General features: G+C 33.4%; 13 protein-coding genes. 8 read left to right on the plus strand and 5 right to left on the minus strand.

What is annotated here, in order from left to right:
• Nucleotides 1–86 precede the first annotated feature (86 nt).
• Nucleotides 87–893 carry an SDR family NAD(P)-dependent oxidoreductase gene (locus ACTJIW_RS07180; protein ID WP_440715925.1) on the plus strand — a complete coding sequence of 269 codons (807 nt, stop codon included), beginning with the start codon at nt 87–89 and terminating at the stop codon, nt 891–893.
• 102 nt (nt 894–995) lie between these two features.
• Here ACTJIW_RS07180 and ACTJIW_RS07185 read toward each other — a convergent pair whose 3' ends face one another.
• Complete coding sequence (locus tag ACTJIW_RS07185) at nt 996–2,054, minus strand: NAD(P)-dependent alcohol dehydrogenase (protein WP_121361484.1); 1,059 nt, start codon at nt 2,052–2,054, stop codon at nt 996–998.
• A gap of 273 nt (nt 2,055–2,327) precedes the next feature.
• Between ACTJIW_RS07185 and ACTJIW_RS07190 the strand changes: the two genes are divergently transcribed.
• The 3 genes from ACTJIW_RS07190 to ACTJIW_RS07200 all read left to right on the plus strand — a co-directional run bounded on the left by ACTJIW_RS07190 (nt 2,328) and on the right by ACTJIW_RS07200 (nt 3,905).
• Complete coding sequence (locus tag ACTJIW_RS07190; protein ID WP_274253251.1) at nt 2,328–2,891, plus strand: Crp/Fnr family transcriptional regulator; 564 nt, start codon at nt 2,328–2,330, stop codon at nt 2,889–2,891.
• A 72-nt stretch (nt 2,892–2,963) separates the two neighbouring features.
• On the plus strand, nt 2,964–3,290 hold the full coding sequence (locus tag ACTJIW_RS07195) for a DMT family transporter (protein WP_012025280.1): 327 nt from the start codon (nt 2,964–2,966) through the stop codon (nt 3,288–3,290).
• 168 nt (nt 3,291–3,458) lie between these two features.
• Nucleotides 3,459–3,905, plus strand: coding sequence for a GNAT family N-acetyltransferase (locus tag ACTJIW_RS07200; protein ID WP_440715926.1), 447 nt, complete (start codon nt 3,459–3,461; stop codon nt 3,903–3,905).
• Nucleotides 3,906–3,912: 7 nt separating this feature from the next.
• Here the strand turns inward: ACTJIW_RS07200 and ACTJIW_RS07205 are convergent, their stop codons facing one another.
• Nucleotides 3,913–4,776: a LysR family transcriptional regulator gene (locus ACTJIW_RS07205; RefSeq protein ID WP_073409380.1), complete on the minus strand. Its 864-nt coding sequence runs from the start codon at nt 4,774–4,776 to the stop codon at nt 3,913–3,915.
• Between the two features lie 62 nt (nt 4,777–4,838).
• On the opposite strand from ACTJIW_RS07205, the gene ACTJIW_RS07210 reads away from it, so the two are divergent.
• The 4 genes from ACTJIW_RS07210 to ligD all read left to right on the plus strand — a co-directional run bounded on the left by ACTJIW_RS07210 (nt 4,839) and on the right by ligD (nt 9,391).
• A complete protein-coding gene (locus ACTJIW_RS07210; protein ID WP_440715927.1) occupies nt 4,839–5,366 on the plus strand; it encodes an N-acetyltransferase family protein in 528 nt (175 codons plus the stop codon).
• The gene (locus ACTJIW_RS07215) at nt 5,359–6,249 is read left to right on the plus strand and encodes a DMT family transporter (RefSeq protein WP_440715928.1); all 891 of its coding nucleotides are present in this window, start codon (nt 5,359–5,361) and stop codon (nt 6,247–6,249) included. Before ACTJIW_RS07210 ends, ACTJIW_RS07215 begins: the two co-directional genes overlap by 8 nt.
• Nucleotides 6,250–6,363: 114 nt before the next feature.
• Nucleotides 6,364–6,846, plus strand: a complete 483-nt coding sequence (locus tag ACTJIW_RS07220; RefSeq protein ID WP_012025287.1) for a hypothetical protein — start codon at nt 6,364–6,366, stop codon at nt 6,844–6,846.
• Nucleotides 6,833–9,391, plus strand: a complete 2,559-nt coding sequence (gene ligD / locus ACTJIW_RS07225) for a DNA ligase D (protein WP_440718445.1) — start codon at nt 6,833–6,835, stop codon at nt 9,389–9,391. Before ACTJIW_RS07220 ends, ligD begins: the two co-directional genes overlap by 14 nt.
• Before the next feature lie 9 nt (nt 9,392–9,400).
• On the opposite strand, the gene ku is transcribed toward ligD, so the two are convergent.
• The 3 genes from ku to ACTJIW_RS07240 form a co-directional block, all read right to left on the minus strand.
• On the minus strand, nt 9,401–10,180 hold the full coding sequence (ku, locus tag ACTJIW_RS07230) for a non-homologous end joining protein Ku (protein ID WP_149207607.1): 780 nt from the start codon (nt 10,178–10,180) through the stop codon (nt 9,401–9,403).
• Between the two features lie 115 nt (nt 10,181–10,295).
• A complete protein-coding gene (locus ACTJIW_RS07235; protein ID WP_149207608.1) occupies nt 10,296–10,790 on the minus strand; it encodes a hypothetical protein in 495 nt (164 codons plus the stop codon).
• Between the two features lie 299 nt (nt 10,791–11,089).
• Nucleotides 11,090–11,935 carry a helix-turn-helix domain-containing protein gene (locus tag ACTJIW_RS07240; protein ID WP_440715930.1) on the minus strand — a complete coding sequence of 282 codons (846 nt, stop codon included), beginning with the start codon at nt 11,933–11,935 and terminating at the stop codon, nt 11,090–11,092.
• Nucleotides 11,936–12,086 lie beyond the last annotated feature (151 nt).

A 12,086-nucleotide genomic window follows, 5' to 3' on the forward strand; every position in this document is an offset into this window, starting at 1 on the left:
GTCATTTTCAAATTACAATCGTAAACAACCAACAACCAACAATAAACAATAAACAATAAACATTAATTAACAACAATAGAAACATCATGTCAAAAACAATTTTAATTACAGGAGCATCAAAAGGTTTTGGAAAAACCTGGGCAGAAGCATTTTTAGCAAAAGGATATAACGTTGCAGCTACAGCCCGTAACGTAGATACCTTAAATGATTTAAAAGAAAAATACGGTCAATCGGTTTTAACTTTAAAACTGGATGTAGACAATCGCGAAGAATCATTATCAATTGTCGAAAAAGTGCAAAACCATTTTGGAAGTATCGATATTTTAATCAACAATGCCGGTTATGCCTTAACCGGAGCAATTGAAGAAGCAACTCCAGATGAAGCCAGAGCGCAGTTTGAAACTAATTTCTTTGGAACTTTATGGCTTACTCAAGCTGTTTTACCTATTATGAGAAATCAAAAAAGCGGACACATTATTCAGGTTTCTTCAATTTTAGGTTTAGCAGCTTTACCAACCATGGGGCTTTACAACGCTTCAAAATTTGCTATTGAAGGTTTAAGCGAAACTCTGGCTGCAGAAGTAAAACAATTTGGAATCAATGTTACGCTGGTTGAACCAAACGGATATGCATCGAATATCTGGCATACCGGAATAAGCAGCGAAAGTAACCCGGTTTATGATGGTCTTAAAAAAGCATTTTCAGAATCAGAAAATGATTTCGGAATTGTAGAAGCAACTGCTCCGGCAATCGTAAAACTAGTTGAAAGTGAAAATCCTCCTTTACGCTTATTTTTAGGAAGAGTAGCTCTGCCTTTTGTAAAACACAGCTATGAACAAAAATTAAAAGTGTGGGAAGAATGGAATGATGTTTCTGTAGAAGCTCACGGATAATTAATCTATAAATATTTCATCCCGAAAGGTTCATTCATCTAAATAAAAAAGGCTTTCTGAAAATAATTTTCAGAAAGCCTTTTTTGCCTTTTTAATCTTTATTTAAGATTTAAGAGAATCCATATCAATTACAAAACGATATCTTACATCGCTTTTCAGCATTCTTTCATACGCTTCGTTGATTTCCTGCATTTTAATAATTTCAATTTCTGAAACGATATTATGTTCACCGCAAAAATCAAGCATTTCTTGTGTTTCTGCAATACCTCCAATTACAGAACCAGCAACAGATTTTCTTCCCATAATCATTGGCACTGAATTTAAAATTGGTTCTAAACCCCCTAAGTAACCAACTAATACAAGAGTTCCGTTGATGTTTAAAGTAGAAACATACGGATTTACATCATGTACATAAGGAACTGTATCAATAATAAGATCATATCTTCCGTGTACTGATTTCATCTGCTGGTCATCTGTAGAAATAATTACAGAATCAGCGCCCAAATCGATTGCATCTTGTATTTTATCCGGAGTTCTTGAAAACAAAGTTACTTCGGCACCTAAACCTTTTGCAAGTTTAATTGCCATGTGTCCAAGTCCGCCTAAGCCGACAACAGCAACTTTACTTCCTTTTCCAACTTTCCAGTGTCTTAAAGGTGACCAGGTTGTAATTCCTGCACAAAGTAAAGGAGCAACAGCAGCTAAATTTAAATTTGAAGGTACTTTTAAAACAAAATGCTCATCAACTACCACTTTCTCAGAATAACCACCAAAAGTGTGTCCGCCAATATTTTTATCCTTACCATTGTAAGTTCCTGTAAATCCGTTTAAACAATATTGTTCCAAATCTTGTTTACAGCTTTCGCAGGTATGACAAGAATCAACCATACAGCCCACTCCTGCTAAATCACCGACTTTAAGTTTCGTAACTTCATTTCCCACTTTTGTTACCCTTCCTACAATTTCATGCCCCGGAACTGCTGGATATTGGCTCCCTCCCCAGTCATTTCTGGCTGTATGCAAATCAGAATGACATACACCACAGTATAAAATTTCGATCTCAACATCTTTTGCTAAAACCTCTCTGCGTGCAATTGTCATTTCTTCCAGCAATGCGTCTGCTGCTTTTGTACCAAATGCTTTTGTGTTACTTGTATTCATATTTTTTAGATTATTAAGTTGTAAAATTAAAACAGCTTCTTGCCTTAAAATAACAGAAAAGAAACATTTACTTATGAAATTCAAACAATTTTAAAACATTATCAGAGGGGCAAAATCGACAAAAGCTAAACTATAGAGAGAAGTTTAAGGTAAATAATATACCTGCAATAGAATCATTTAATTCGATTTTATATTTTGTCTTCTATCAAATTTAATAACTTTATCCTGAATAATAAGAATTTTATTATTTTAAAAAACGAATCATACCCTAAAATGGATATTTCTCTAATTCTCGACCATATATATCAGTTACCAGAGCAGTCAAAAAAAGATTTATTACTGACAATCAATTTAATAAGTCGTCCAAAAGGTAATATAATACTAAAAGCAGGCAAAGTTGAATCCAGCATTTATTTTATTAAAAAAGGAATTGTAAGGGCGTATATTGATGACGATAATAATGATGTTACTTTTTGGTTTGGTAAAGAAGGAGAAACCATTATCTCGATGAAAAGTTATGTCGAAAACCAAAATGGTTATGAAAACATAGAACTTCTGGAAGAATGCGAATTGTATGAATTAAAAACAGCCGATTTAGAACGATTGTTTAATTCTGACATTCACATTGCCAACTGGGGTAGAAAATTTGCCGAAAAAGAACTTATAAAAACCGAAGAAAGATTGATATCCAAGCTTTTTAAAAATGCTTCTGAACGTTATTTAGATCTTTTAAAAAACAATCCTGAACTCATTAAAAGAATTCAGTTAGGACATATTGCTTCTTATCTGGGCATAACACAAGTCAGCTTAAGCAGAATACGGGCTGAATTAAAATAAAATACTTTTTTATCATTTGTTAAATTTTTTCTGAATTGAGAGAAGGAACTTTGTACCATAAATTTTAACTATATGAACTGGATTATTTTAATTATTGCAGGCCTTTTTGAAGTAGCCTTTGCAACTTGCCTTGGAAAAGCAAAAGAAACCGCAGGAATGGAAATGTATTATTGGTATATTGGTTTCTTTGCCTCTTTAACAATAAGTATGCTGCTGCTGATAAAAGCTACCGAAACGCTCCCAATGGGAACTGCATACGCCGTATGGACAGGAATTGGTGCGGTTGGAACTGTGTTAATGGGAATATTTGTTTTTAAAGAACCGGCAACTTTCTGGAGATTGTTTTTCCTTGTAACCTTAGTAAGTTCTATCGTTGGGCTTAAAGCGGTTTCTCATTAATAGAAATAACAATACTATTTAAAAAAGCAGATTACTTTTAAGAAAAAGTAATCTGCTTTTTTTTTGCCAAACTATTCATTAATGCATTTCATGCATTACTTGATAAAAAATAAGCATTTTATATCATTACTCTCTGTCTTATCTTTGTCAAAAATGTAAACTTAGAATATGACCTTAAATTATTGTATTAAATCTTTTGATGAATTAACCAATAACGAATTGTATAGTCTGCTTCGTTTAAGAAGCGAGATTTTCGTTGTAGAACAAAACTGTGCTTATCTTGACTTAGATAATAAAGACCAGAAAAGTTTTCATTTGCTGTATTATGTAAATAACGAATTTGCCGGAAGCACACGGCTGGTTCCGGCTGGTTTGTCTTTTAAGGAAATCTCTATAGGCAGAGTTGTTATTGCCGGTTCTCACCGCGGATTAGGATTAGGAGTAAAACTAATGGAAGCTGCAATAGAAGGCTGTCAGCAAAAATTTGGAAATGGTCCTATTAGAATTGGTGCACAGTATCATTTATCAAAATTTTATCAGTCATTAGGATTTGTTGAGCAGGGAGAACAATATGATGAAGACGGAATTCCGCATATTGAAATGCTGAGAGCTTAAATACAAGTTAAGGAACAACCAGTTTTAAAACATTGGCCAAAACCGGATTATGATCTTCGGCTCTCCAATTGATATAAAGATCGGTTTCTAACGGAAGTTTGATAAATCTGATTCCTGAAATTTCATGAAAAACATACGAATCCGGTAATATCGCTATACCAAGTCCTTTTCGAACTAATGCAATTATAGCCGAACCAAATTCAGAATGAAGATAAACTTCGGGCGCATTTTCAAAAGAGTTAAACAATCGTTGAATTAAATCACTGTAACTGCTTCCTTCATCTGTAGTAGGCAGTATAAATTTTTGATTTGCCAATGATTCTTTCGTAAGATCTTCGGGCTTTTGATAAGGATGATTTTCAGGAACTACAATCGCCAGGTTATCAGTATAGATTTTTTCTGATTTTATATCTCTGGCGTGGTTAATATCTCTTGTAATCGCCAGATCAATTTTATAATTGCGGAGAAATTCCTGCTGGTTTTCATACAAAACCTGAACCAGTTTGATTTTTAATTTGGGAAACGCATCAGAAATACGCGATAAAATATCGGGCATAATAGAAGCCGAAATAGAATCCGGATGAGAAATGGTAAGTGTACCGCTTTCGCCTAAATGAATCTGACGCGCCGATTGATGTATATACTCCAGTTTACTGAGCTCTACTTCCCATTTTTCCTGAAGAAATCTGCCGGCCGACGTAAGCTTGACATTTCGCTTATTACGTTCAAAAAGCTGAACACCAAGCTGATTTTCAAGAGACTGAATCTGACGGCTTAGAGCCGATTGTGTAATATTCATTTTTCCGGCAGTATTCCAGAAATGAAGTTCGCGGGCCAGAGCCAGAAAATATTTAATCTGCTGTAAATCCATTGATGCAATTTACGCATTTATAAAAACAAAAAACAGATTTTAATGCATTAATAATAAAAAAAATGAACACAATAAAAGTCCGAAAAGCGCTGATTAGTGATGCTGAAAAACTTCAAAACATTGGAAGAATAACTTTTTCTGAAACATTTTCGGATGTAAATTCAGAAGAAAATATGATTAAATATCTGGATGAAAGTTTTGCGATGGAAAAACTGGTTTCTGAACTCAACAATAAAGATTCATATTTTTATTTAGCAGAATTAGACGGAGAAGTAATTGGCTATTTAAAATTAAATACTGGAGAAGCTCAAACCGAATTGAAAGAAAAAAATGCGCTCGAAATAGAACGAATTTATGTTTTAAAGGAATTTCACGGTAAAAAAATCGCTCAGGAACTTTACAAGCAGGCTTTAAAAAAAGCCGAAGAAATAAAGGTACATTATATCTGGCTTGGTGTCTGGGAAAAGAATTTCAGGGCAGTAAGTTTTTATACCAAAAATGGTTTTGTACAATTTGACACCCATATTTTCAGATTGGGCGATGACGAACAAACCGATTTAATGATGAAGAAAATTTTAATCAATGAATAAAAGGCAGATTTTACTGGTTTTACTTATCATTGGCACTGCCTTTTGGGGCATATCCTATTCTGTTACCAAATTAGCAATTGGAAATTTTTCGCCATCCACTTTTTTATTTTATCGCTTTTTAATGGCTGTAATGGTTCTAACTGTGATTTTCTGGAAATATGTTAGAAATACCAATTTAGAATCTATTAAAACCGGTGCAGTTTTGGCCGTTCCTATGTTTTTAGGAATTCATTTGCAGACAGTTGGTTTAAAATATACCGATGCTTCTCAATGTTCTTTTATAGCCGGATTATGTGTTATTATAATTCCGTTGATAAAACTTACCGTTTACAAAACCAGTCCGCCTTTAAAAATCTGGATTGCCGCTTTAACAGCATTATCGGGATTATTTATTATTGCTGTAAAAGAGAAATTCACCATAAATCTGGGAGATCTATATACCATTGCCGGAGCATTTGCTTTTGCTGTTTATTTAATTTCTGTAGAAAAACATTCAGCTGCAAAAAACCTTTTAACGTCAATTGTACCCATGTTTGCATTTTGTGCTTTATTCACTTTCATTTTGGCACTTACAGATCAAAACGCAGATTGGTTTCCGGAAAGAAATACATTTTGGCTTGGAGTTATTTATTGTGCCTTATTTTCTACAGCATACATGTACACCATTTCAAATATATCACAACGATATTTATCGGCAGAAAGAGTTGCGGTAATTTATTTATTTGAACCTATTTTTGGCGCCATAGCCGCATTCTTTATTCTTGGAGAAAATCTCTCGCTGCGATTGCTTTTGGGAGGCAGTCTTATTTTTGCTGCGACTCTCATTTCCGAAGTAAACCTTAAAAACTCCAATTACAAATTAGGGAGTAAAAAAACCTCTTAATCCAATTCTTACATACTGATAATTATATAATTACAACTTTTAATAGTATAAGCACAATAAGCTTTTCTGAAATAACTTTGATATACGATTCAATTTAATTTCAGAAAAGCTTGTATGGTTATATATATCATTATACAATTACTGCTGGTTTCTATTGCCGCAACTTCAGCCATGACTTGGTTTAGTTACGCTATGTCAAAAAACTTTAGGGAATTGTATAAAGAACCTGTATTACTTGCTTTTGTTTTAGAGAAATTAAAACTGAATCTTACAGAACAATCAAAAAAAACTTGGGGCTGGTTACTGCATTATATAATCGGTTTTTTGTTTGTTCTTGGGTATCACATTATTTGGGTAAAGGACATATTACCAATTTCTCCGTTAAGTGCTCTCCTACTAGGAGTAATAAGCGGTGTGATTGGTATTATCAGCTGGGTATTTATGTTTAAAATAACCCATCATCAACCCCCAATAGACTTTAAAGGTTATTATATTCAGCTGTTCTTTGCTCATATAATTTTTGCTATTGTCGCAACAGTTCTCTACTCTATTACAATGACAATTTTAATATTAACAAATGCCTATGTCACTGTCTAAATACAACGAAAAGAGAGATTTTAAGCAAACACGCGAGCCAAAAGGCAAGGTTGAAAAATCGGCCGATGAATTGATTTTTGTCGTTCAAAAACATGCTGCATCGCATTTGCATTATGATTTTAGACTGGAAATGAACGGCGTTCTCAAAAGCTGGGCAGTTCCAAAAGGCCCTTCAATGGATCCCGAAGTAAAACGTCTCGCGATGATGGTTGAAGATCATCCTTACAGTTATAAAGATTTTGAAGGAACAATTCCGGCCGGAAACTATGGCGCCGGAAATGTAATTGTATGGGATAATGGAACGTATACTTCTGACGAAAAAACAGCTTCTGATGAAAAACAGCTTTTAGCCGATCTTAAAAAAGGCCGTCTGAGTTTTATCTTAAAAGGAAAAAAACTGAAAGGTGAATTTTCATTGGTAAAACTTCATGGAAAACAGGAAAATGCCTGGCTTTTAATCAAAAAACAGGATAAATATGCTTCAGAATCAGATATATTAGAAAAAGACAAATCGGTTATTTCTAAAAGAAGTCTGGAACAACTGGAGAAAAAATCAGATAAGATGACCGCCAAATCTGAAGAGAAAGAAACCAAACTAAAAGCCATAAAAAAAAAGCCTAAAGCAAAAACTGTAAAAGCCGAATTCATTAAACCCATGCTTGCCAATATTACAGAAAAACCTTTTGATGACGAGGAATGGATTTTTGAAAATAAATACGACGGTTACCGCACGATTGCTGTTGTTAACTCTGATAAAACAGCATTATTCAGCAGAAATAAAATTTCTTTTGATATTAATTTTAAACCTATTGCAGACGAATTAAAAAAAATAGATCATACCGTAGTTCTTGATGGCGAAATTGTAGTGGAAAATGAATCTGGACGAGCCGATTTTCAACTGCTTCAAAACTATTTAAAAACCGGAATTGGAAATTTAAAATATTATGTTTTTGATTTACTCAATTTAGACGGAAATGAGGTGACAGAATTGTCTCTCCTCGATCGAAAAGAACTGCTTAAAATTTTATTTAATAAATATTCTTTTTCGAATATTTTCTATTCTGAACATACAATTGCAAATGGAATTGAGCAATTTGAAAAGGCCCGCAAAAATAACAGCGAAGGAATAATTGCCAAAAAAGCAGACAGTTCTTATACCGCTGGCGGAAGAAGCAATAACTGGCTGAAAATAAAGATTTCTAACGAAGAAGAAGCCATTATTATCGGAATTACAGAACCCAAAAATTCCCGAAAATATTTTGGAGCAATTTTGCTGGGTCAATACAACGGTAAAAATCTGCAATATATAGGAAAATGCGGCACTGGATTTACCGAAGCTGTTTTAAAAGAACTTTATACTAAATTAAAACCTCTTTTTACAGATCAATCACCATTGCAGGAAAAAGTTCCTTTACGGGATACTATTCAATGGGTAAAGCCCAAATTAGTCTGTCAGGTAAAATACTCTGAATGGACGCAGGATAACAATTTAAGACATCCGGTTTATCTGGGATTACGAATTGATAAAAAAGCAGAAGAGGTTGTTTTTAATGGAAATGATAAAACTAAAACTATAAATCACAATCAGGAAAAAATGGAAAATTTAAAAGAACATACTGAAAATGATTACGATTTAAAAATTGGAAAAACGATATTGCATTTAACCAATCAAAATAAAATTTATTTCCCGCAGGACGGAATTACAAAAGGCGATATTATTCAATATTATAATGAAGCCGCACCGTTAATTCTGCCCTATTTAAAAGACCGTCCAGAATCGATGAATCGTTTTCCTAACGGAATTGATTCGCCTGGTTTTTACCAAAAAGATATTGATGCTGACAAAACTCCAAAATGGCTGAAAACCAAAAAAATCTTTTCAGAATCAAACGATGCCGATGTTAATTATCTTATTTGTAATGATAAAGAAACGCTGCTTTATATGGCAAATTTGGGCTGTATAGAAATCAATCCGTGGAATTCCACTATAAAAAACATTTCAAATCCGGATTGGCTGGTAATCGATTTAGATCCTGCGAAAGAAGATGTTTTTAAATCTGTAATCGAAACAGCATTAGTAGTTAAAGAAGTTATGGATGAATTGGAAACCGAGTGTTTGTGCAAAACTTCCGGAGCTTCAGGACTGCATATTTATATACCGCTTGGCGCACAATACGACTATGATTCTATTAAAATCCTGGCCGAATTAATTGCAAAAGAAGTGCACACAAGACTGCCAAAAACCACTTCAATTGAACGAAGCATCAAAAAGAGAAAAAATAAATTATATATCGATTTTCTTCAAAACCGAAGAGGACAAACTTTGGCCGCGCCCTACTCTGTCCGCCCGCAACCAGGCGCAACAGTTTCGACTCCGTTAGAATGGAATGAAGTAAATGAAAAACTTCATCCGTCGCAGTTTACGATAAAAAATGTATTGCAGCGTTTTGAGAAAAAGGGCGATTTATGGAAACCTGTTTTATCAAAAGGTGTCAATATCAAAAAGATTATCAAGAAATTGGAGGAAAAACAACTGGAAAATTAAAATCTAAGACTAAGAAGATTTTTTCTTCTTAGTCTCTAAACTGGCTTTTAGCATTGACATTAAATCGTCGCCTTGTTTATGAACCACTTTCATTTTAGGAGCCGTTTTTTGAACTTTCCCTTTGGCTTTCTTTTTAATAATATCCAAAAGTTTGGCTGTATATTCGTCTTTAAAACCTGTAATATCAAACTTTTCAGTAAGCTGGTCGATTAGTTTTTCGGCCATATCCATTTCTTTTGTTGCTTTTTTAGAAATCGGAGGCAGTTTTAATTCATCGGTGCTTCGTATTTCCTGTTCAAATCGAATTCGGTTTAAAACAATCACATTTTTGTACGGTTTTAAAATGGCAAGGCTTTCTTTGTTTCGCAAAACAAAACGCGTAACTCCTACTTTTCCAGATGCTTCAAGCGCATCTCGAAGCAGTCCGTACGCATTCATCGCTCCTTTGTCTGGTTCGAGATAATACGGCTGTTCGTAATAAATGCTTTGAATTTCATTTTCTAAAACAAAACTTTCAATATCAATTGTTTTCGTTTTAATGGCATCTGCGGCTTCAAAATCAGAATCGTCTAGGATTACATATTTATCATTCAGCATATAACCTTTTACAATATTGGCAAAATCGACTTCTTTGCCCGTATTTTCATTGACACGTTTAAACTTAATGTTGGCATTGTCTTTTTTATCCAGCATATCCATGTCGAGACTGCTTTCCTGAACTGCCGAAAACATTTTTATTGGAATATTAATTAACCCAAAACTCACTGAACCTGTCCATATCGATCTCATAATTTTTTCCTTTAAATTTTCACTTAAAAATAAATCACATCAATCAATATTGCTTTATACTATCATAGGAATGTTTTATAAAATACCGACTCAAAATCAGCACTCTAAACCAAAATCAGCGTAGTTTTTTCTTGAAATAAATTTGTTTTTCTATAGTATTTTCCTGAAACTCAAATTCCTGATAGTCTAAATTTTTTAGTGTTTTTATTAAAACTTCGTCAACAGCAAAAGCTTTTACCCAAATTAAATCGTGTTTTCGCTGCGATGCAATTTCTTCGGCACGTTTAAAAAGCACTGCTAAATCTTCTTCATTAAAATAAATGATGTCTTTTAAACAAATTGCTTTTTCTGCTTCGAGATTTTCATTGGAAAGTCTGGAAGAATCTAATTTTAAAAATGACTGCGGATTTTCTCCTTCATAAACCATCAGAATTTCAATTGAAAAATCATTCTGTATTCGAAACAGTTCTTTTTGAGAAAATCTTTCTTCTGCAGTTTGTACCGCTGCATCTTTCTGTTCAAATAAACGCTCATAAAACTGAAGTGCCTGGTTCTCCATCCAAAACACATTATCATTAATTATAACTACAAATCGTGCCGTTTTACTCATATCTTTTTTAGTATTGATGAAAAAGCAAATTTGCAGGGATTATGGTTTTAAGAAAAGAGCAATATGACGGTTGTTTTGTGCAAAAAGGCTTTTTTTTTTAAGGTTCTAAGGGGCTGAGGATCTAAGGTACTGAGTTTTTATACTTTTTGATTTAATCTCGCAAAGTCGCAGAGTCGCAAAAACTATAGTCTTACCAAACTTTAATAAGTTTTAAATTAAGAAAAAAACTTTGCGACTCTGCGACTTTGCGAGATTCAAAAAAAACTAAAAACCGGGACTGCGACTGAAAACAAAAAAAACTACTTCCGATATTCTAAAGGTGAAATACCAGTATGATTTTTAAAAAACCTTCCAAAAGCGGATTGATTTTGAAAGTTCAATTCGTCGCTGATTTGATTGATGGTTAAGCTTTTATTCTGCAATAAAACTTTAGCTTCCAGAATTACGACTTCATTAATCCAGTCGCTTGCGGTTTTACCGCTGTTCTTTTTAATTACTTCTGAGAGGTGTTTTCGGGTTACGTTTAAGGAATCGGCATAATATTCGACTGATCTTTGTTTTAGGAAATCTTTAAAAAGAAGCTTTTTAAAATTTTCGAATATTGGATTTTGAGTTCCCTCAGCAGAAACGGATTCCTGCACCGAATCGAGCTCGTATATCAAAATATACAAATAACTTATCAAAGTCGCCGATTGATGCTTTGAATCGCCTTCTAAAAGTTCTTTAATCAAATTGAAAATGCGCTCAAATTTAATTTTTAAACTTCCTTTCAGTTCCAGAACATTATTATTTTCGAAAAATTCATATTGCGATAAAAAGAAAACATTAGTTTGGGTTTCCAGAAAAAACTGCGGTTTAAAGAAGATAATATCAATTAAAATTTCATCGCTGTTTTTAGTAAAACTTCTTGTCACTGTTGGGCCCAAAGCAATAACAGCAGGCGCATGGATTATTTTTTTATCCAAATGTGTCTGCATAATAATTGAACCTTTTCTTAAAAATTCAATTGCATAGCTTTCTGCACGATAGGGTTCACTTATATAAGGATGTTCTGTGGTTTGAGTGTAGAAATAATCCTCTTTATCAGTACTCGAAAAAAGGCTTTTATGCTGTGTTAAGGAATACGTTTGAATTTTATTTTTCAAAGTTGTCTTTTGTAATAATGATACTCAAAGATAACGAATGAAAGCGATATGAAAAGAAACAAAAATGGCGCAAAAAGCGCCATTCTTAAATTTATAAGATAATCAATCATTAATAATTAATAGTTAACCATCAACCATTAATCATCAACCA

It is taken from the genome of Flavobacterium sp. 22659, from assembly GCF_052044235.1.
Lineage (GTDB): Bacteria > Bacteroidota > Bacteroidia > Flavobacteriales > Flavobacteriaceae > Flavobacterium > Flavobacterium johnsoniae.

Excerpts from the sequence above, each read along its gene's own strand:
- ACTJIW_RS07180 (WP_440715925.1), top strand. The coding sequence starts at position 87 with ATGTCAAAAACAATTTTAATTACAGGAGCATCAAAAGGTTTTGGAAAA.
- ACTJIW_RS07185 (WP_121361484.1), bottom strand. The coding sequence starts at position 2,054 with ATGAATACAAGTAACACAAAAGCATTTGGTACAAAAGCAGCAGACGCA.
- ACTJIW_RS07190 (WP_274253251.1), top strand. The coding sequence starts at position 2,328 with ATGGATATTTCTCTAATTCTCGACCATATATATCAGTTACCAGAGCAG.
- ACTJIW_RS07195 (WP_012025280.1), top strand. The coding sequence starts at position 2,964 with ATGAACTGGATTATTTTAATTATTGCAGGCCTTTTTGAAGTAGCCTTT.
- ACTJIW_RS07200 (WP_440715926.1), top strand. The coding sequence starts at position 3,459 with ATGACCTTAAATTATTGTATTAAATCTTTTGATGAATTAACCAATAAC.
- ACTJIW_RS07205 (WP_073409380.1), bottom strand. The coding sequence starts at position 4,776 with ATGGATTTACAGCAGATTAAATATTTTCTGGCTCTGGCCCGCGAACTT.
- ACTJIW_RS07210 (WP_440715927.1), top strand. The coding sequence starts at position 4,839 with ATGAACACAATAAAAGTCCGAAAAGCGCTGATTAGTGATGCTGAAAAA.
- ACTJIW_RS07215 (WP_440715928.1), top strand. The coding sequence starts at position 5,359 with ATGAATAAAAGGCAGATTTTACTGGTTTTACTTATCATTGGCACTGCC.
- ACTJIW_RS07220 (WP_012025287.1), top strand. The coding sequence starts at position 6,364 with ATGGTTATATATATCATTATACAATTACTGCTGGTTTCTATTGCCGCA.
- ligD (WP_440718445.1), top strand. The coding sequence starts at position 6,833 with ATGTCACTGTCTAAATACAACGAAAAGAGAGATTTTAAGCAAACACGC.
- ku (WP_149207607.1), bottom strand. The coding sequence starts at position 10,180 with ATGAGATCGATATGGACAGGTTCAGTGAGTTTTGGGTTAATTAATATT.
- ACTJIW_RS07235 (WP_149207608.1), bottom strand. The coding sequence starts at position 10,790 with ATGAGTAAAACGGCACGATTTGTAGTTATAATTAATGATAATGTGTTT.